16 protein-coding genes are annotated in these 20045 nt (G+C 54.7%); 10 read left to right on the top strand and 6 right to left on the bottom strand.

The window, feature by feature from the left end:
- Window positions 1-99: 99 nt before the first annotated feature.
- From ligA to gatB, 5 genes are all read left to right on the top strand, one after another.
- A complete protein-coding gene (gene ligA / locus AC1EKS_RS05435) occupies window positions 100-2685 on the top strand; it encodes an NAD-dependent DNA ligase LigA (RefSeq protein WP_481009085.1) in 2586 nt (861 codons plus the stop codon).
- 45 nt (window positions 2686-2730) lie between these two features.
- Complete coding sequence (locus tag AC1EKS_RS05430) at window positions 2731-3972, top strand: phospholipase D-like domain-containing protein (RefSeq protein ID WP_481009084.1); 1242 nt, start codon at window positions 2731-2733, stop codon at window positions 3970-3972.
- Window positions 3973-4059: 87 nt separating this feature from the next.
- Window positions 4060-4356 (top strand): Asp-tRNA(Asn)/Glu-tRNA(Gln) amidotransferase subunit GatC, encoded by a 297-nt coding sequence (gatC, locus tag AC1EKS_RS05425; protein WP_481009083.1) that lies wholly within the window; start codon window positions 4060-4062, stop codon window positions 4354-4356.
- Between the two features lie 2 nt (window positions 4357-4358).
- Window positions 4359-5852 (top strand): Asp-tRNA(Asn)/Glu-tRNA(Gln) amidotransferase subunit GatA, encoded by a 1494-nt coding sequence (gene gatA, locus AC1EKS_RS05420; RefSeq protein WP_481009082.1) that lies wholly within the window; start codon window positions 4359-4361, stop codon window positions 5850-5852.
- Window positions 5853-5862: 10 nt separating this feature from the next.
- Window positions 5863-7359: an Asp-tRNA(Asn)/Glu-tRNA(Gln) amidotransferase subunit GatB gene (gatB, locus tag AC1EKS_RS05415; RefSeq protein ID WP_481009081.1), complete on the top strand. Its 1497-nt coding sequence runs from the start codon at window positions 5863-5865 to the stop codon at window positions 7357-7359.
- A gap of 647 nt (window positions 7360-8006) precedes the next feature.
- Here the strand turns inward: gatB and AC1EKS_RS05410 are convergent.
- The 5 genes from AC1EKS_RS05410 to AC1EKS_RS05390 all read right to left on the bottom strand — a co-directional run bounded on the left by AC1EKS_RS05410 (window position 8007) and on the right by AC1EKS_RS05390 (window position 11172).
- Complete coding sequence (locus AC1EKS_RS05410) at window positions 8007-8534, bottom strand: O-acetyl-ADP-ribose deacetylase (protein WP_481009080.1); 528 nt, start codon at window positions 8532-8534, stop codon at window positions 8007-8009.
- Window positions 8525-9046, bottom strand: coding sequence for a peptide-methionine (S)-S-oxide reductase MsrA (msrA, locus tag AC1EKS_RS05405; protein WP_481009079.1), 522 nt, complete (start codon window positions 9044-9046; stop codon window positions 8525-8527). Before msrA ends, AC1EKS_RS05410 begins: the two co-directional genes overlap by 10 nt.
- A gap of 51 nt (window positions 9047-9097) precedes the next feature.
- A complete protein-coding gene (locus tag AC1EKS_RS05400; protein WP_481009126.1) occupies window positions 9098-9925 on the bottom strand; it encodes an SGNH/GDSL hydrolase family protein in 828 nt (275 codons plus the stop codon).
- Window positions 9926-10129: 204 nt separating this feature from the next.
- Complete coding sequence (rpsT, locus tag AC1EKS_RS05395) at window positions 10130-10396, bottom strand: 30S ribosomal protein S20 (protein ID WP_481009078.1); 267 nt, start codon at window positions 10394-10396, stop codon at window positions 10130-10132.
- A 344-nt stretch (window positions 10397-10740) separates the two neighbouring features.
- Window positions 10741-11172 (bottom strand): RNA-binding S4 domain-containing protein, encoded by a 432-nt coding sequence (locus tag AC1EKS_RS05390; RefSeq protein ID WP_481009077.1) that lies wholly within the window; start codon window positions 11170-11172, stop codon window positions 10741-10743.
- A gap of 174 nt (window positions 11173-11346) precedes the next feature.
- Between AC1EKS_RS05390 and AC1EKS_RS05385 the strand changes: the two genes are divergently transcribed.
- From AC1EKS_RS05385 to AC1EKS_RS05365, 5 genes are all read left to right on the top strand, one after another.
- Entirely contained in the window at window positions 11347-12909 is a 1563-nt protein-coding gene (locus AC1EKS_RS05385) for an MsnO8 family LLM class oxidoreductase (RefSeq protein WP_481009076.1), read from the top strand.
- 68 nt (window positions 12910-12977) lie between these two features.
- On the top strand, window positions 12978-14825 hold the full coding sequence (gene lepA / locus AC1EKS_RS05380) for a translation elongation factor 4 (protein ID WP_481009075.1): 1848 nt from the start codon (window positions 12978-12980) through the stop codon (window positions 14823-14825).
- A gap of 129 nt (window positions 14826-14954) precedes the next feature.
- Entirely contained in the window at window positions 14955-15695 is a 741-nt protein-coding gene (trmB, locus tag AC1EKS_RS05375) for a tRNA (guanosine(46)-N7)-methyltransferase TrmB (RefSeq protein ID WP_481009125.1), read from the top strand.
- Entirely contained in the window at window positions 15692-16996 is a 1305-nt protein-coding gene (hemW, locus tag AC1EKS_RS05370; RefSeq protein ID WP_481009074.1) for a radical SAM family heme chaperone HemW, read from the top strand. The genes trmB and hemW overlap by 4 nt, the downstream gene beginning before the upstream one ends.
- 102 nt (window positions 16997-17098) lie before the next feature.
- Window positions 17099-19153 carry a variant leucine-rich repeat-containing protein gene (locus AC1EKS_RS05365; RefSeq protein WP_481009073.1) on the top strand — a complete coding sequence of 685 codons (2055 nt, stop codon included), beginning with the start codon at window positions 17099-17101 and terminating at the stop codon, window positions 19151-19153.
- On the opposite strand, the gene AC1EKS_RS05360 is transcribed toward AC1EKS_RS05365, so the two are convergent.
- On the bottom strand, window positions 19150-20037 hold the full coding sequence (locus AC1EKS_RS05360) for a DUF3097 family protein (RefSeq protein WP_481009072.1): 888 nt from the start codon (window positions 20035-20037) through the stop codon (window positions 19150-19152). The genes AC1EKS_RS05365 and AC1EKS_RS05360 overlap by 4 nt on opposite strands.
- Window positions 20038-20045: the final 8 nt, after the last annotated feature.

Here is a 20045-nt window from a genome sequence, read left to right as displayed (position 1 = left end):
TCTGCTCTGCCCCGCGAGATTATTTTTTGGCCTGTGGATAACTGTTAACGGAAGGGGGCACCTTTTTCTTTTCCGAACAAAAAAGGGGAAAATAAAGCCATGGCGAGCGAATACGAAGAGGCATTAACTCAGGCGCAAAAGCAGTGGGAAGACCTGGCAACTCAGATCAACCAGGCGCGGGTTCTCTACTATGACCGCGACCGTCCCACGCTGTCTGATGCTGCCTATGACCGGCTGTTTCGCCAGTTAGAAGCCCTGGAGGGACGTTTTCCGCAGCTAATAAACCCCGATTCGCCTACTCAAACCGTAGGAGGGAGCGCGCAAAAAACATTTTCTGTGGTCACTCACCTGGAGCGGATGGCTTCCCTAGATGACGTGTTCGATACCGAAGAGGTCTCTAGCTGGTATCAGCGGATGGCGCAGGCCACCGGAGAGGAAAACCCGCAGGTGAGCGCGGAAGTAAAAATCGATGGTTTGGCGGTAAACCTTACTTACCGGAATGGAAACCTGGCCATCGGGGCGACTCGCGGAGATGGAGCCGTAGGGGAGGACGTGACCGCTAATATCCGCACTATCGCTAACATTCCCCAAAAACTCAGCGGAAAGATAGTGCCCGAGCTCTGTGAAATCCGGGGGGAAATCTATTTTCCGCTTGCCGATTTTAACCGGTTAAATGAACAGCGAGCTAGCTGGTGGGAGGAATATAGCGAAGCTAAGAAAGTGGGGGAACTGGCCGCTTGGCGCGCGCAGCGAAAAAAAGCGGGACTGCCTAGCAAGGTGGAACCTCCATTCGTTAATCCCCGCAATGCTGCCGCCGGATCCTTGCGGCAAAAAGACGCCCGGATAACGGCAGCTCGGCCGCTAGCTTTGATTGCCCATGGCATCGGGAAAGTACAATGGAAGGCAGCAGATTTAACGGCCGATTTTACCCCGCCCACCACCCAATTGCAGTGGTATCACCAACTATCTGAATGGGGACTGCCGGTCAGTGAATATACCCGCCCGCTGCGGGGGCTGGATAAAATCCAAGAGTTTATTACCCACATCGGTAAAATCCGCCCCGAAATTAGCCATGAAATTGACGGGGTAGTACTCAAGATCGATGACCTGAAAACTCAGGGGGAACTGGGCTTTACTGCCCGCGCCCCGCGTTGGGCGGTCGCCTACAAATTCCCGCCGCAAGAAGTCCATACCAAGTTGCTGGATATCCGGGTAGGGGTGGGGCGTACCGGCAGGATAACCCCCTACGGAGTAATGGAAAAAGTACTGGTAGATGGGTCTAATGTGGAGCGCGCAACCCTCCATAATCCCTTCGAGGTGCGCCGTAAAGGCGTAAAAATCGGGGACACCGTGGTACTGCGCAAAGCCGGGGACGTAATCCCCGAAATCGTCTGCCCGGTAGTGGATTTGCGGGACGGTGGTGAACGGGAATGGGAAATGCCTAAGCACTGTCCCTCCTGCGGGAGCGAGATTCGCCCCGAAAAAGAGGGCGACAAGGATTTACGCTGCCCCAATCAGCGTCATTGCCCTGCACAGATCAAAGAACGCCTTATTTTCTTAGCTTCGCGCGGCGCCCTCGATATTGAAGGGCTAGGGGAGCAGTCCGCGGCGGCACTCACCATGCCCGAGGCTGACAGATCTCGGGTGGGGCTCGCCCTCACCCGAGGCGCGGCAGTAATGGTCGCGGGCAAGTTTGTCTATTGTTCCGAGCCGGACCCGGCTGCTAGCGAGCCATCCAAAGAGGCCGAGTCGCTGCTACCTGCGCCCGCTACCCCTGTGCTCCCGCTAGAGTCCAGAGTCTTCGATTTAGATGCTGGGCAGCTATTACAGGTAAGAATCTGGAATCTTAAACAGGTGACCAAGGGTGACCGGGAGGCGCTCACCGCGCAGCTAGTGGCAGCCGGAAAAGATAAAAAAGAGGCAGCAGCCCTTAGTCGCAAGCTGCTAAAGAGCGGCCAAATCTGGACTTATGCTGCCTATTTCGGAGCTGGAGACCCGCAGGCAGCCACCTTGGGAGCACGCGGAAAACTACTGCTTGCGGAACTAGAAAAAGCGAAAACCCAGCCGCTGTGGCGGATTTTAGTGGCGCTTTCGATTAGGCATCTAGGACCGCAAGCCTCCCGGGCATTAGCGGCGCAGTTTGGCTCCCTGCAAGCCATAGCTAGTGCCAGTGAAAATGAGCTAACCAGCGTAGACGATATTGGAGAGGAGATCGCGTCCTCCATAAAAGCCTGGTTCGCCATTGATTGGCATCAAGAGATCGTATCCGCCTGGGAAAAAGCGGGGGTAGTGCTGCGCGAAGAGGGCGCCGCTAACGTAGCGCAAACCCTGCCCGGCCTAAACGTGGTGGTGTCGGGACGAGTAGAAGGCTATACCCGGGACGAAGCTAAAGAAGCGGTTATGCGGGCAGGAGGAAAATCGGCGTCCTCGGTATCAAAAAAGACTGACCTGTTGGTTTACGGCGAAAAGGCGGGGTCTAAACTGACCAAAGCCCGCGAGTTAGGGGTCACCTGCTTGCCGCAGCAGTATTTTTCACAGCTTATTGAGCAGGGACTGGAGGCCACGCTTGCCCAAGCCGGGCAAGGAAGCGGGCAGTCTTCGCAAACCCCGAGCACCTCCTCAGCGGAGAAACTCGCACCGGCTGGGGAAGAAGAACTCACGGAGAGTGCCGATAGCCTTTTCTAGCGTTTACTCTGCGAAGTGCCTCGGCTACGCGCTAAAGTTATTAGCATGTTCCGGATCCCGAAGAAAACGATCCCACCGCTGTTGCGAGGTTTGAAAATCGCAGGTGCGGTGATTGCAACGCTGCAGGCCATTACGATTTCGGTCATCGTGGCGATTGACCAGCTGCGTAAACTGCGGCAAACGGGTAAACCGGGTGGGTATCCCCAGGTTGATAATGAACCCCTGCGTGTGGATCGTTCCCGCCTAAAAACTTATACGGATGGGGACAGTCTCTACCGCGATATGCTGGCGGCGATCGATGGCGCGAAAGAGCGGGTATTTTTTGAAACTTTTATTTGGAAATCAGACGAAATCGGTCAGCAGTTCAAAGAGGCGCTGATTCGGGCAGCTAAGCGTGGCGCCGAGGTCTACATCATTTGGGATCAGTTTGGGAACCTGGTGGTAGCCCCGCGTTTCTTCCGCTTTCCCCGCCTAAAAAACCTGCACGTCCTGCGGTATTCGCTGAAACACACGGCGCGTGACCACCGTAAAATTCTGGTAGTGGACTCCAAGGTGGGATTCGTAGGCGGATATAACATCGGCTCCTACTACCTGGAAAACCAGTGGCGAGACACTCACCTGCGGATTAGTGGCCCTAACGTGTGGGAGCTAGAGAGCGCGTTCCTCGACTTTTGGAACTATGCCCAAAAATGGCATTTGCGGTTAAAGAAAGTACGGGACCCGCGTGCTAAATCTTGGAATTCAAAAATCCAAGCCTGCGTTAATGACCCGAAACGCCTGTTATTTCCGGTACGCGGAATGTACGTGAACGCCCTAGATAAAGCGCAAGAATCCGTCTATATTACTTCGGCGTATTTTGTTCCTGATCGGGTAATTCAGCGTTCTCTGATTGATGCTGCCCGCCGGGGAGTAGACGTAAAAGTACTGGTACCAGCAAAATCAAATCATATTATTGCGGACTGGATTTCCCGCTCCTATCTGACTGATCTCCTTGATAACCAGGTGGAACTGTGGCTGTACGACAATGTGATGATCCACGCCAAGACCGCAGTTATCGACGGATACTGGTCCACTATTGGCACTGCGAATATCGACCGGCTATCGATGACTGGGAACCACGAAATAAATATGTCAATTACTTCCCGCCCGTTAGCGGCAACTATGGAGAATATTTTCTTTACTGACCTTTTAAATGCCCGCTCGATTAGCCGTCACGAATGGAATCAGCGTCCCTTTATCGCCCGGATAGCGGAGCGACTTTTACGTCCGTTTGCCTTCCTGGTTTAGGTGCGCGGATTACTGGGCAAGCCCGAGTCTATCCGTAGCTCCTGGGCATAATATGACCGGGAGTGCCGCGAGCATTAGACTGGGGTTATGTCGACAATTGATAGGGACGAAGTAGTGCGCGTGGCCGCTTTGGCGCGGATCGCACTCACCGATGAAGAAATAGACCAGTTCGCGGGGGAGCTGGGGCAGATTGCGGCGGCGGTTGCCACCGTGTCCGAGGCCGTAGGTCCAGATACCAAAGCCACCTCCCACCCGATTGAAATGAGCAATGTGCTCCGCCCGGATGTGCCAGGTCAGTGCCTTGACCGGGAGGAACTATTGGCCGGAGCGCCGATGGCCGAGGACGGCCAGTTCCGGGTACCGCAAATCATTGGGGAGGAGTAACCGTGGAAGATTTTTTGAAACTTTCAGCGCTGCAGCTAGCAGAAAAGCTGCGTGGCGGGGAACTGACCTCCGAGCAGCTAACCCAGGCTTGCTTGGATCGGATTGAACAGTTAAACCCCGAGCTCAACGTATTTGTGCATCTAGATCCGGAGGGCGCCCTAGAAACTGCCCGTCGCGTGGATAAGGCTCGCCAGAAGGGAGAAGAACTCCATCCCCTGGCAGGCCTGCCGATTGCCTTGAAAGACAATATGGTTACTCGCGGCCAGGAAACTACTTGCTCCTCGAAGATTTTGGCTGGTTGGAAGCCTCCCTATGATGCCACGGTAGTTATAAAAATCAAGGATGCGGGGCTGCCGATTATCGGTAAAACCAATATGGATGAGTTCGCGATGGGCTCTTCCACCGAACATTCTGCCTTCGGCCCCACCCACAATCCTTGGGATCCATCCCGGATTCCCGGTGGCTCCGGCGGGGGCTCGGCCGCGGCAGTTGCCTCCTTCATGGTGCCTCTAGCTTTAGGTTCCGATACTGGCGGTTCAATTCGCCAGCCCGGGGCAGTCACTGGCACCGTAGGCGCCAAACCCACCTATGGTGCGGTTTCCCGTTATGGTCTGGTGGCGATGGCCTCCTCCCTAGATCAGATCGGTCCGGTGACCCGCACGGTTGCGGATGCCGCCGCGCTACAAGAACTAGTGGGAGGTCATGATCCTTTTGACTCCACCTCCCTAGATGAGCCGGTTCCGGCTTTGCTGGAGGCCGTTAAGGAATACCAAGGTAAAACTGATCTCTCCGGGCTGCGCCTCGGGGTAGTTAAACAGGCCAGCGGAGACGGATACGAAGAGGACGTGACCCGTGCCTTTAACGATACGGTGGCGGCTTTGAAAGAGCGGGGAGCAACGGTTACTGAAATCGATATGCCTTCTTTTAAAGACGCCCTCGCCGCCTACTATCTGATTATGCCGGCGGAAGTTTCTTCTAATATGGCGCGCTTTGATGGTATTCGTTTCGGAATCCGGGTGGAGCCGACCTCGGGGCCGGTAACTGCGGAAACCGTAATGGCTGCTACCCGCGAGGCCGGGTTCGGGGCGGAAGTCAAACGCCGGATTATTTTAGGTACCCACGTGTTATCTGCCGGATACTTCGACGCCTATTACGGCAGCGCCCAAAAGGTACGCACTTTGGTGCAAGAAGACTATGCTAAGGCATTTTCACAGGTAGATGCGTTAGTGCTGCCGACTTCGCCCACCGTAGCCTTCAAACTCGGGGAAAAGATTGGCGACCCATTGACTATGTATAACTGCGATATTGCCACCATCCCCGCGAACCTGGCAGGAATTCCGGCGATCAGCGTGCCCATCGGGCTGGATCATCAAGGATTGCCGATTGGGTTCCAGGTGATGGCGCCGCAGCGCGCCGATGCCCTCATGTATCAGGTGGCCCAAGCCGCAGTTGATGCCTGCGGTACCGATGTTCCGGCTGCTTGCCCGGTGAAGTAGAGGAGAAGCAATGAGCGACTTAATGAAATACGAAGATGCGGTAGCCGAGTTTGATCCGGTATTGGGGCTGGAAGTCCACGTTGAGTTAGGTACTAAAACCAAAATGTTTGATAGTGCCCCGAACTCTTCGCTGGGCGAACCTAACACCCGGGTCACCCCGGTTTCGGTGGGTCTGCCCGGATCTCTGCCGGTAGCCAATAAGCGAGCCGTAGAATACGCGATCAAGATTGGCCTGGCGCTCAACTGCGAGATTGCGCCTTTCTGCCGCTTTGCACGCAAAAACTATTTTTATCCGGACCTGGCCAAGGCCTACCAGATTTCCCAATTCGATGAACCTATCGCCCATGACGGATACCTGGATGTTGAACTCGAGGATGGAGAAATCTTCCGGGTCAATATTGAACGCGCCCATATGGAAGAAGATGCCGGCAAGAACACCCATATCGGGGGAGAAGCCGGACGTATCCAAGGCGCCGCCTATTCCCTGGTGGACTATAACCGCGCCGGGGTACCGCTGGTAGAAATCGTTTCTCGTCCGATCGAGGGTGCCGGAGCAAAAACCCCACAGGTAGCGGCGGCTTATGTACGCACTCTGCGTGATATCTTCCGGGCTTTGGAAGTTTCGGAGGCGCGGATGGAACGTGGAAACGTGCGTGCTGATGTAAACGTGTCTTTGCGTCCCAGCCCCGATGCTCCGCTAGGGACCCGGACTGAAACCAAGAATGTTAACTCTTTTAAAGCCATTGAAAAGACGGTTACCTTTGAGATTCGCCGTCAGGCAAAGATTCTTTCTGAAGGCGGCAAAGTAATCCAGGAAACTCGTCACTGGCACGAGGATAGTTCCTCTACTTCTGCCGGGCGGGAAAAATCTGATGCGGAAGATTACCGCTACTTCCCGGAACCGGATCTAGTGCCGGTCGCTCCCGCGAAAGAATGGGTGGAGGAGTTGCGCGCCAATCTGCCGGAACTGCCGGTAGCCCGGCGCCGCCGCCTGCGCGAAGAATACGGTTTTTCCGATATGGAAATGCGGGACGTCGTAAACGCGGACGCATTAGATATTATCGAGGCCACGGTAGAGGCGGGTGCCGCGCCGCAGGCTGCGCGCAAATGGTGGATGGGGGAGATCTCCCGCATCGCCAAAGAAAAGAATCTGGAGCTAGAACAAGTAGCGGCCACTCCCTCTGATGTGGCGCAGCTACAAGACCTGGTAGACCAGGGCAAACTCAACGATAAGTTAGCCCGTAAAGTGATCGCCGGGGTACTTGAAGGTGAAGGCACCCCCGCAGAAGTGATGAAAGCGCGGGGATTAGAAATCGTGCGGGATACCGCTGCCCTCCAGGCGGCAGTTGCCCAAGTGATTGCGGATAACCCGAAAGTGGTGGAGCAAATCAAAGGCGGGAAGGTCAAGGCGATTGGCGCCCTCATGGGGGGAGTTATGCGTGCCACCAAGGGGCAGGCGGACGCCGGCGAAGCTCGCGAAATGATTCTTAAGCAAATCAACGGCTAGTTCCCGTACTTTGCGCGGGTACTACTCGCGGGGTATGCGCGGGGGCGGATTTCGCCTCCCGCCCTGAAAACTGGATGTAGATACTACGTACGCGCGGGGGAGAGATTTTTCCTCCCGCCCAAGTATGCACGTGGTTAGGCGCGGGGGCGGATTTCGCCTCCTGCCCAAAAACTCCTGAAAGACCGAGGTCTTTCAGGAGTTTTACGCCCGCCTAGCCTGCTCGGCATAAATCCGCCCCCGCGCCTGGGATACGCATGTACGATTTTTAGCCAGATTTCCCTCAAGTTAGCCGGCGTGATTCTTGACGCCCGGGGGAGCTTGATTTCCACTAGATAGACTCTGCATCACTAGCTGTCATCCTCGGACACTCAATTTTCAGATTATGAAATCTGTAAGTCTGCGGACATAAGGTCTGCGGTAACCGCTTACTGGAAGCGCGCGGAGGAGAGATTTTATCCGAGTGGGCGCGGTGGGCATAAGAATTCGGAAAACGTCGCTACGTTTTCCGAATTCTTGGGCGGGAGGAAAAATCTCTCCTTCGCGCATAAATCCGCCCTCGTGCGTACGTATCTACACGGAGATTGGGCAGGAGGAAAAATCTCTCCCCCGCGCATAAATCCGCCCCCGCGCCTTCGAGAACCTCGCTGTTACTTGGCGATTGCTGTTAGGGCCTGTTGGTAGACTTCCTGGTCTTCTGGGCTGAAACAGCAGATAGTTACGGATTTTAGGGTAGCGGGGGAGGCGGAGAAGTCTTTGATTTCTCCTATAGCAATCTGGGCAGCCTGGTCGATGGGGAAGCGGTAAACCCCGGTCGAAATCGAGGGGAACGCGATGGAGTGGCAGTGATTCTCCGCGGCTAGATGCAGGCAGTTACGCCAGCAGGTGGCCAATAGGTTGACCTCCCGGCTGCCTCCTCCGTGCCAAACCGGGCCGGGAGTATGAATCACGTATTTGGCGGGCAAGTTGTAGCCCCCGGTGATTTTGGCTTCCCCGGTGCGCGCCCCACCCAGGGTGCGGCATTCTTGCAGCAGACCGGGACCGGCCGCGCGGTGAATAGCGCCGTCTACGCCTCCTCCTCCCAAGAGGGAAGTATTAGCTGCGTTTACAATCGCGTCTACTTCCAAGGTGGTGATATCGCCTAAAATTACTTCAACCTGCAGTTTTCCTAGTTGCATTTCATTAGTCCATTATCTTTGATTGAGCAGTATCCGAAGGGATTCTTTTTTAGGTAGCGTTGATGATATTCCTCGGCTGGGTAAAACACCGGAAGCTGAGTGGCAGTCGAGATTTCGGTGACGGGCTCGGCGCCGTAGAGTTTTAAGATCTGGTTTTTGAGTTCCAAAAGCACTGCCTGCGCCGTATTTTCTTGAGCCGCAGTGGTCGGGAAAATTTGGGAGCGGTATTGGGAACCCACGTCTCCGCCCTGCCGGTTACGGGTGGTGGGGTTATGGTGGGAGAAAAATATCTCGAGCAGCTGGCGGTAACTGACTTGTTCCGGGTGGAAATCCACGCGTACCGTTTCGGCATGACCGGTAGTGTCGGTACAAACCTGCTGGTAGCTGGGATTCTCGGTGCTTCCTCCCATATAGCCGACTGCGGTTTGCGTAACCCCGGGGACATGCGCAAACAGGCGCTCGGCTCCCCAAAAACATCCCATTGCGAAATAAGCAGTTTCAGTATTCCCCATGGTTTCAGTATAGAGGGAGAGAAGTCGCTACTTCCGGTAGTAAGTAGGTAATTACTCTAAGAAATCGTCGGTAACCGGGACTAACTGCGGATATTTGGGGCTGCGACCATCTCCGGAGGAGCGTCCCCGAGAATGGCGCTTTACCCACGGCCAGAGATGATCCTTTGCCCAAGCAATATTTTCCGAGGCCGCAAAACGATCTTTGCCGGCAGCAGCCGGGGTTTGGTAGTCCGGATCTGCAACCGGCTGCCCTAATGCTGCTAGGGCGGCGTTCATCAGTATCCGGTGTCCTTCCCCGGTTAAATGCAGGCGATCGGGCGCCCACAGGGCAGTATCGCGAAGCGAGCGGAGCCCCCATTGATCTATCACGTAGCAGCCGTGGCGACGCGCCAGCGACCAAAGATTGGAATTGAAGATAGCCACCGTAGGCCTAGTAAGCCCCAATATCGGGGAGTGATGCGGATCGTACTGGGCGCAAAGCATTACTTCGATCCCCTGTGAACGTACCTTGAGCACCATCTCTTCTAACAGCTCCGTCACTTTATCAGCCGAGGAACCGGGACGAATCATATCGTTACCGCCAGCGATAATCGACATTAATGCCGGTTTCATCGCGATGGCCGCATCCAATTGTTCCCGCTTTACCTGGCCGATAAGTTTTCCCCGTACGGCCAAGTTGGCGTATTTAAGCGGCGGCTGACCCGCGGAAATCCGGCGCCGGGAAAGCTCCATCGCCAAACGATCAGCCCACCCCACGTAGAGGGGGTCATTGCTGCCATCTTCCAGGGCATCAGTCATCCCCTCGGTGAAGGAATCTCCGATGGCTACAAAACTATCCCAAGGAGGAATAATCGGTGCTGTTGGTTCTTGCTCATTCATGGTCTCCACGGCTCTACCCTAAGTGCCAGGAAAAGTATCCGCAACGGTTGGGTAGAACCCAAAACCGGGCATTAGCCCGGCACTAGCCCCGAAACCGCCAGGGTTGAGAAATAAAAAATATCTCACTACCGGGGGCAGTGAGATATTTTTCAAGCAACGCACCCGCAGGTGTCGTTACCGGGAAGTTAAACCCTAGAAAAGCGGTTACTTATCCATAGAGTTAACTAGCTTCGCCAGTTTCGACTTGCGGTTAGCCGCCTGGTTACGGTGGATAATCTTCTTTTGCGCGGCGCGATCCATTTTCTGGCTGGTCACGCGCAATTCAGATTCTGCCAACTGGACATCGCCAGCTGCCACCGCTTCGCGGGTACGACGTACCAGCGTCTTGAGCTCGGATTTTACCGAGCGGTTACGCAAACGGCGCTTTTCGTTAGTACGAATACGCTTCTTCTGAGACTTAATATTTGCCAATGTTTCACTCTCTATGAGTATCCAATATGCGGTCCAGAGGGCTTAGCCGGATTCGGACTGGCGTGTGGGGCACGCTGGCAAGAAACCGGCAAGACTAAAGCCGACCGGGCTAAAGTCTGCGAATCAGTCTAACAGGCGCGAACCCGCTAACGCTAAAAAAATCGGCGGTGGTAATCAAGTTCACTTCCGAGCTTTCCTCTTTTAAGGCCAGTTTGGCCTCCCGCCGTCCGGAGAGCCCTAAACGCGCAACCTCGCTACAACCACCTCTAGCTAGGATCACGCTACAGTTAGTCCGCGCCTAATTTAGGAGATGTCTCAGATAACCGGGGCCGTAAAGCTTAGGTTTAGCGGCGCCCCTGGTTGGGACTGCGTCCTCGTAAGCGGTCTAGTTGGCGACGCTCTTTCTTTGTGGGCCGCCCAGATCCTGCCTCCCGCTGTGGCAGAGCAGGTAAAAATAGTTTTGGGAGGCGCTCGGGAGTTAAATCCTCGTAAGCTAGGCGTGCCAAGGGATAGCTGACTCGCCGCTCCAGCAATTGCTTGACCTGCAAAATATGGTCGAAGCCTCCGATCCGCACCACCACCTGGTCCCCGATACGCACCGGGGAAGAGGCCTTAGCGCTTTTTCCATTGATTTTTACGTGACCAGCTTTGCAGGCCTTAGCCGCTGCCGAGCGGGTCTTATATTTGCGTACCGCCCACACCCAAATATCGGCACGTACAGAGCCAGCGTTAGCAGTTTCGGCGACTTCGCCCTCGCCGCGTTCTTCCCTTACCATTTGGTTTCTGCTGCTCCTAAAGTAAGTAAGTCCTAAATCTCCCGGTTTTTACGGTAGTTTTCTATTTTTCATTCTAGAGGTTAGCGCTTCTACTCCCCGCCGCGGGCGCAAATGGCGTAACCTTAGAGGAGAGGAATATTGCCCCACGAGGGTGTTGAGGAAAGGAATAAATTGGTGCCTAATCCAATTCCCGCAGCCAAGTTGCCCAATGGGCGGGTTCCTTTGAATATTTTGGAGCTAGCCCCGCTGTCTACCGGCATGACCAGGAAAGAAGCGCTGGACACTTCGTTAAATCTGGCAAAGAACGCTGACCGCCTCGGCTATACCCGCTTGTGGGTGGCCGAACACCATGGTTCCCAAGTTTTCATGTGTTCGGCTTCGTCGGTTATCATCACCCGCGCCTTGGAAAACACTAAGCGTTTGCGGGTAGGAGCCGGGGGAGTAATGCTTCCTAACTGGGCTCCACTTACGGTGGCGGAAACCTATGGAACCCTGTACACCATCTATGAAGGGCGCGTTGACCTGGGACTAGGGCGAGCTCCCGGTACCGATCCAGCCACGGCGCGGGCGCTGCATCGCGGCTCCAGCGAGCCAGCTTATTTCGAGGAAGATTTAGAAGAACTCGCTTCCTATCTTTCCGACCAAAAATCAGTGGTTCACTCCGGGGTGGTTTCGGGTGCGGAAGCCTCGATTCTGGGGATTGAAGTTATTGGCGTAGATCGTCCCTTTACCCGCGTGCGCGCCATCCCCGGAGAAGGTACTGCTATTCCTATGTGGATGCTCTCCTCTTCCTCTGCGGGCGCAAAAGTAGCGGCAGATCTGGGAATGCCCTATGTATTCGCCGGTCACTTCGCCCCCTACAACATTGATGAAGCGGTAGAGATATACCGGCGGGAGTTTAACGCCAAAGCCCCGACCGCTATGGTGGATCATCCGGTAGTGATGATGGGCATGAACGTAATGTGTAACGAGGACGAAGCGGAAGCAAAGTACCAGTTCACCACGACCTACCAGGTACAGGGGAATGTGCTTTCCGGGCGGCCGGGCACGCTCACCCCGCCCACCGACGATCTGGATGCGACTTTGGGTGAAAAGCTGGCCGATCGGGTGCGGGCGCTGCCCTCTATTTCCGCGGTCGGTACCCCAGAGCAAGTAGCCGAAAAGATGGATTGGGTTTCCCGCAAATATATGGTGGATGAAATCATCACCGTTACTCACGCTTATGACCCCGAGGTGCGGATTCACTCTTTGGAACTGGTGGCTAAAGAATGGGGTCTGCCGATTCTGCCAGAAAACGAGGAAGGGGAAGAAGCGGAGGAAACACCGCTGAACCCGGGACCGGAAGTGGTGGAAATCGCCGCGGAGGTACCGGAAGAAAAGTCGGCACCGCGAACCACTACTCGGAATCGGTCTGCAGTCTATGGACCGGTACACCGCAACGAGAGAAAAAAGCCGGTATTAAAGGGCTCTGCTGCGGCTAACTCTGTAGATAATAAAGCGGGTAGCCAGGACACTTCTGAAAAGGCGAGTGCTGCGAAATCGGCGTCGGCTAAAAAGCCGGCCACTAGAAAAACTAGTGCGGCCAAGAAACCAGCTGCTAGAAAACCTGCGGCCGGTAAATCCAAACCTGCGGCAAAGTCAGCAACCGGTTCAGATGCAGCTAGCGAGAAAAAAGACTCTGCAGCAAAGCCGAGTGCCCGTACCCGTACGCGGCGCAAGCCTCGCCCTCGCAGTTAGTATTCGGTGTCCCTAGGCAATAAGATGGCGCCGATAAGGCACCCAGATTTAATAGGAAGAAAATAGGATTGGCTAACAGCGATCGGGATTTAGGAATCGCCCCCGCTAACACGGATCCCCAGCGGATTCGTAACTTTTGCATCATTGCCCATATCGATCACGGCAAATCTACGCTGGCTGACCGGATGTTGGGGGACACCGGGGTGGTCTCGGAACGAGATATGCGCGAGCAGTATCTGGATCGGATGGATATTGAACGCGAACGGGGAATCACGATTAAATCCCAGGCCGTGCGGATGCCCTGGCAGGTGGGTGATACTCACTACGTCCTCAATATGATTGACACCCCCGGACACGTGGATTTCTCCTACGAGGTTTCCCGCTCCCTAGCTGCTTGCGAGGGGGCGATTCTCCTGATTGATTCTTCCCAGGGTATTGAGGCGCAAACCCTCGCCAACCTGTATATGGCGATGGAACACGACCTGGTAATTATTCCGGTGCTTAACAAGATTGACTTGCCAGCGGCACAACCCGATCGTTGTGCCCAGGAAATCGCGGGTCTGCTCGGGGGATCGCCTGATGATTGCCTGCGAGTTTCGGCGAAGACCGGAGAGGGCGTTCCAGAGCTACTGGATCGGATTGTGGCTGAGGTTCCTGCCCCTAAATCCAGCGGCAAGGCGGCGCGCGCCCTGATTTTCGATTCCATCTATGACACCTATCGCGGGGTAGTGACCTATGTGCGGATGATGGATGGTCACCTCCAAAAGGGACAACGGATCAAAATGATGGCCACCGGCTCCGAACATGAACTCCTGGAGATCGGGGTGATTGCTCCCGAGCCTACCCCGGCGGAGGGCCTGGGACCGGGAGAAGTTGGCTACCTGATAACCGGAGCTAAAGACGTGCGGCTGTCTAAAGTCGGCGACACTGTCACCAGTGTGAAAGACCCGGCTAGCGAGATTCTGCCCGGCTATCAAGAACCAAAACCGATGGTTTACTCCGGGATCTATCCGGTAGATGGGGATGATTTCCCGGATTTGCGCGAAGCCCTCGACCGGTTGCAACTAAACGATGCCGCGATTACTTTTGAACCCGAAACCTCCGTGGCCTTGGGTTTTGGTTTCCGTTGCGGATTCTTAGGTCTGTTGCATCTAGAAATCGTGAAAGAACGCCTAGAGCGGGAAGCGGGACTATCGATTATCGCCACCGCGCCTTCGGTGATTTACCAAGTTACCCAAGAGGACGGCACGGAACTGGAAGTTACTAACCCTTCCGAATATCCGGATGGGAAAGTCCTGGACGTGCAAGAACCGATGGTAGAAGCCACCGTTTTAACCCCGAATGATTATGTCGGGCGGGTAATGGAGCTGTGCCAGGGGCGGCGGGGCACCCTGGGGAAAATGGAGTATCTCTCCTCTGATCGGGTAGAGATGCATTACCGTCTGCCGCTCGCAGAAATCGTATTTGACTTTTTTGACCAGTTGAAGTCAAAAACCCGGGGCTTTGCCTCTTTGGATTATCACGAGGCCGGTACTCAATCCGCTGACCTGGTGAAAGTAGATATTTTATTGAATGGCGAGGGGGTAGACGCCTTTAGCGCGATTGTGCATCGGGATGCGGCCTACGCCTACGGGGATAAGATGACACGGCGGCTAAAAGATTTGATTCCTCGCCAGCAGTTCGAGATTCCGGTGCAGGCAGCGGTAGGGTCGCGGATTATTGCCCGGCAAACCATTCGAGCACTGCGCAAAGACATGTTGGCGAAATGCTACGGCGGGGATATTTCCCGTAAACGCAAACTTCTAGAAAAACAGAAGGCCGGAAAGAAACGGATGAAGGCCGTGGGGGCAGTGGAAATCCCGAACTCGGCTTTCATTGAGGCCATAACCCAAGATACTCCCACCGGAAAGAGGTAAATCATGAGTGAGGAAATATCTGATCGCGAAGATGCGAGCGCAGATCTGGTTTCGACGGAGGAACTGGCAGAGCGCGATAATGGCGGCAGTGCCGCTGAGTTTGACCTGTCATCTCCGGAAGGACGTTATATGGCCAGGTCAAAGTCGTTTGTCTCGCGCGCGCGGCAGCTGAGCGATTCCCTCCAACATACTTGGGATGCCCATGCCAGTGAATATGTGGTAGAAGTACCTACCGGAGCGGGATACACGGCGGTGGCCGAGGATGCCAAGCCGCTATCGTTTAAGCGACTCTTTGACCGTAACTCGGTGGTGCGCTTAGAAATTGGGACGGGCAACGGGGATCAGATTGTATCTGCCGCAGTTTCCCATCCCGATCGCGACTATATCGGGTTTGAAGTTTACCGTCCGGGGGTTGCCCAGACGGTGTCGAAGGCGGTTAAGGCGGGGGTTGGTAACCTGCGGATTATTGAGGCAGATGCTGCCCAGGCTTTGCCGATTCTTTTCCCGGAGGGCTCTCTCGATGAGGTTTGGACTTTCTTCCCGGATCCTTGGCGCAAAACCAAGCATCATAAACGGCGCCTAGTGCAGGCTCCTTTTGCGGAAACCGTGGCGCGGGTGCTGCGTCCCGGCGGAATCTGGCGGCTGGCCACCGACTGGTCGGATTATGCGTTCCAGATGCGGGACGTGATCGAGGATTCCCCCTATTTCGAAAATCCCTATGCGGGGGTTAATCCCCATGACGAAGACCCGGATCCGGGTCGCGGCGGTTTCGCTCCGCGTTGGGAAGGACGAGTAATGACCAAGTTTGAACGCCGCGCCCTAGATGCTGGACGCGAAGTATTTGACCTGGTGGCGCAGCGGCTTTCGTGAGCGGCACTGCCAAGTTACAAGAACTTTTTTCGGCTGCTAGCGCCGGCGGGCGCTCGCAGTCTTCCCACACAGCGAGGGAGGGGGTCGCGCGCTCTGATTCGGGTGCGCAGGCAGCGGGCTTCACGGTCTATATTCACGTGCCTTTTTGCCGGGTACGCTGCGGATATTGCGACTTCAACACCTATGTGAACGGTTTTGGAGTAGGCGCAGACCGGGAAAGTTACCATGATTCGGCGCTCCGAGAACTGGCGCTAGCCGCTCGGTTTTTGCGCGAGCAAAAGCTAGTTCCACCCCCGGCATCCTCGGTTTATTTCGGAGGCGGCACTCCCACCCTGCTCAGCGTGGGAGCACTGCGGGCAATCCTGGAAGAGGTTGCGTGCACCTGGGGGATAGCTCCGGGCGCGGAGGTTTCGATTGAAGCTAATCCGGATACGATAACTGACCAGGTGGCGCAGGATTTGGCGGCGAGCGGATTTACCCGGGTGTCCCTGGGAATGCAATCGGCACTGCCCCGGGTCTTAGCAACTTTGGAACGCACCCACCACCCGGAAAATATCCCACAAGCAGTAGCGGCCCTGCGCCGCGCCGGCCTCGCGGTTTCTTTAGATCTGATTTATGGCACTCCGGGGGAGTCCTTGGCTGATTGGGAGACATCTTTGCAGGCGGCCTTGGCTTTGGAAGTTGATCATATTAGCGCCTATTCTTTGGTGATTGAGCCCGGCACCAAAATGCACGCCCTGGTGGAACACGGAAAACTGCCTCCGGTTGATCCCGACATTCAAGCGGAAAAATATGAAATGACCGACTCGCTGCTAAAAGCCGCCGGTTATGAATGGTATGAGATCTCGAACTGGGCCCGGCGGGAAGATACCGAAAAACTGCCTAGCGCGCAGATACCGGATGCTACCTATTTGGCTAATGTTTCGCGGCATAACCTGGCCTATTGGCGGGACTGGAATTGGTGGGGGATCGGGCCGGGCGCGCATTCCCATCTCGGCCAGGTGCGCTGGTGGAATCAAAAACATCCCCGCGCCTACGCGGGGCGCGTAGCCGCGGGTGACCTTCCAGTACAAGACGGGGAAGTGGTAGCAGCTGCTAGCCGAGAGCTGGAGCGGATCATGTTAGGGCTGCGCACCGCCTCCGGAGTAAAGCGTTTGACTCCTGAAGAAAAAACTCGGCTATCGCAGCTGGTGGCGGCAGGATATCTTAATGCCGAGGCAGCAAAGAACAGTCAGGCGGTACTAACTTTGCGAGGGCGCTTGATGGCTGACTATGTTACCCGCGAACTTTTAGGCTGGTAGAGCTGCCGCGGGCAGCATTATTGGGAAACAAAAAGGATGAATCGCAATATATCCCCTACTAGACTGAAGATAGCGAATCGATTTTAACTTTAAGGATCCCCCATGAATAACGGTTTTAAGCCTGAAGCTGGAAAATCTGGTGAGAATAATTATTCCCCCTCTGCGGCTCCGCTGACGCCATCTCCGGAGTGTGCCCGTAATCCCGCGACTCCCGCCGACTATTTACGCTTTCTGACCCAGTTCCCTAATCTGCATGCTGATTTGGCTTTAAATCCGTCCTTGCCACCGGATTTGGAACAGTGGATTAAGGGACATCCGGATCCGGCCGTGCAGGCAAACCTACAGGCGCGAGAACAAAAGCTAGCCGCACCTACTAGCGAGGAGAATAGCCCCTCCGATAGCGTCAGCGCCTCGCAAGAATCCGCAATTGATGCGGATAGTGACAAGAACTTTGATGCCACCACTTTGGCGGGTTCGGTCCCGCCGGTAACTAAGCCGTTGCCGGCAGTTCCCGGTATCCCACCGGAAGATAAAGCAGCACCTGCGTCGGGAATATCGCCAGCGGAGACAGCTAATCTGTCACCGCTAGCCCCTACGCAGAGTTTTCCGCAACCTGCCGGATACTCACCAGGAACGCCTCCCGCAGCACCTTACTCTTCTCCTGCGAACTTTGCTCCGGGTTTTCCGCCCCCTGCTTCACCAGGGTATCCGCCGGTTCCCGGACAACATCCAAAGCCCCGCCGCAAGCGCCGCTGGTTAATCCCACTAGTAGCGGTGCTAGCGGCGGTAGTGGTGATTCTGGGCGGAGTGGGGATCTATTTCGCCGTTGCCGGGTTCCGGCATACCGGCTATGCTTCCCCAGAAAAACTAGCAGATGCCCTTAAGGGGGCGCTTAATGATTCTGATTTGATAGGGATTGCCCAGATGAGTGCCCCCAGCGAGGACGTCTTTGTCGAGGATGCGCTGCAGCTCAATAAGGATCTCCAGAAATATATTTCTACTGCTGATTCAAAGTCGCAGGGGGGAAGTGGAAAGCTGGAGGATAAGGTTTCTGACCTTACTAGCGTCATGCAAAATCTAGATATCGATACTTCCGGATTAAGCAGCAAAGTCGATGATCTGAGTGACGATATTTCCCGCATCAATTATTCGGGAAGAATTGATGTAAAAATAAAAGATCGCGATAAGTTAAAAGCCAGCCTGGATAAACTGGTATTTAATAATCAACAGGCTTCGGAAAAAGAAAAACACTTGAATAATTTATTAGAAGCATTTGATGACTTAGAAAAAGATGGTATTGAATATAAAACTCGCTCTCCACTGCGAATAATGGCGGTTAGGGAAGATGCTAAATGGTATTACTCTATTCTTACCAGTTATGTCGATTATATAGCGCTTGGACCTGAGGCAACGCACAGTGACCGGGTAAACTACGATGCCAATTGGGTTGATCCGGGGGAGACTCCCAGTGATACTGAGCAGTTCCGGAAGGAATTGGTTGGGGCTGTTTCAAAAGTTAGTACCCTTAATGACTTTATATCTGAGGATTGTATGCGTTTCCTTGATATCCCGGTACGTCGCTTGTTAATGATTTACGCTTCTCCAGAGTCTGCAGAAGCAGGCCCGGATATAGATCTTAAATTTGATCTAACGGGGGGAGAAGGAAACTCTTACGGGACTACTTTTAACCTGGATAATTTAAGTGTCAATATTGAAAACAGCAGCTTGGAATTTAATGGAAGTCAGTTTATCTCTGAAAATGAAAATGGAAAGCAGACATCTAACGTTAAAAATTATACAAAAAATAATAAATATCAATTGGTAGCTAAATCCACGAAACAGGGACTAAAACTATCATTTTCGGGCAGTTTTGCTAATTTACTTAGCAGCCTAGATTACGACTTGGGATATGAGTATTTCCAAGAAAATCAAGATGAATTCGAAAGAGATTACGGGAAAGAAATAGATGAAATCCCCTTCTTGAAACCCTATAAAAAAGCTATTTTGGGATTCCGAGGTTTGCTTGACAAAGTAAATGCGGAGGGGGAATACGAAGACTACACCGATGATTCGGACTCGGACTACGATGATGACACCGATAGCTACGATGATGAAGGGGACACTGGCTATGAAGACACGGGAGATTACGACAGTTAGCGGGTGCCGGAGGCGGTAACGAAATCGATTAGCGACTCCACCGGCCCTAATAGACCGGGTTCCAGGTCGCGCCAGTCGCGTACTTTCCGCAAAATATGTTTCCAACCCTGAGCAATATCGGCCTGGCTTTCAGCCGGCAAGCCTAGTGCTTGCAGGCTGCCCACTTTAATATCGGTGCCTCGCGGCACCTGCGGCCAGGCAGTCAGCCCCACTCGTTGCCGTTTAACGGCCTGCCACACATCCACAAACGGATGCCCCGCAATCGCGACTGCGTCCTCCCCAAAAGTTTCGATACACCGCTGGGCGATACGGGACTCTTTAGAGCCGGGCACCAGGTGATCCACCAAGACACCGATTCTTTCCTGCGAGGTAGGACCGAACTCTGCTAGCCGCTCCTGAAGATTATCTACTCCGTCGAGGATTTCTACTACCACTCCCAGCTCGCGCAGGTCGTCCCCCCACACGTGTTCTACCAGCTCCGCGTCGTGACGCCCTTCTACCCAAATCCGAGAAGCCCGCGCCACTCGTGCCCGCCGCTTATCCTCCTGCGGCGTGCGCCGCGAACCGGAGTTAGTAGCGGCGCGACCGCTCGCCAACTTAGGAGCCTGGTCATTTTTGCTAGCAGATGGAGGAACCCGCAGCTCCACCGGTTTTCCGTCAATCCAAAAACCGGCTCCTAGGGGAAAAGCTCGCACTTTGCCGCGGCGATCCTCTAACTCCACCAGATACATCCCGCCGGCTTTATAGCAGCGCAGCACCGCCCCTACAAAACCGGTCATCACATCTTCAACTACCAGGCCGCGGGTAGCGGGAACCGGGCGGGAAGCCGGGAGCTTCCGCCAATCATCATTAGCGAGGACGTCTTTTCCGTAGCGATCAAACACGCCCTAAC

It is taken from the genome of Varibaculum sp. C0165D1 (assembly GCF_056590355.1).
This window is presented reverse-complemented; position numbering and strand designations above follow the sequence as displayed.

Coding starts and splice junctions, on each gene's coding strand:
- ligA (WP_481009085.1), top strand. CDS start 100: ATGGCGAGCGAATACGAAGAGGCATTAACTCAGGCGCAAAAGCAGTGG.
- AC1EKS_RS05430 (WP_481009084.1), top strand. CDS start 2,731: ATGTTCCGGATCCCGAAGAAAACGATCCCACCGCTGTTGCGAGGTTTG.
- gatC (WP_481009083.1), top strand. CDS start 4,060: ATGTCGACAATTGATAGGGACGAAGTAGTGCGCGTGGCCGCTTTGGCG.
- gatB (WP_481009081.1), top strand. CDS start 5,863: ATGAGCGACTTAATGAAATACGAAGATGCGGTAGCCGAGTTTGATCCG.
- AC1EKS_RS05410 (WP_481009080.1), bottom strand. CDS start 8,534: ATGCAACTAGGAAAACTGCAGGTTGAAGTAATTTTAGGCGATATCACC.
- msrA (WP_481009079.1), bottom strand. CDS start 9,046: ATGGGGAATACTGAAACTGCTTATTTCGCAATGGGATGTTTTTGGGGA.
- AC1EKS_RS05400 (WP_481009126.1), bottom strand. CDS start 9,925: ATGAATGAGCAAGAACCAACAGCACCGATTATTCCTCCTTGGGATAGT.
- AC1EKS_RS05390 (WP_481009077.1), bottom strand. CDS start 11,172: ATGGTAAGGGAAGAACGCGGCGAGGGCGAAGTCGCCGAAACTGCTAAC.
- trmB (WP_481009125.1), top strand. CDS start 14,955: ATGGCCAGGTCAAAGTCGTTTGTCTCGCGCGCGCGGCAGCTGAGCGAT.
- AC1EKS_RS05365 (WP_481009073.1), top strand. CDS start 17,099: ATGAATAACGGTTTTAAGCCTGAAGCTGGAAAATCTGGTGAGAATAAT.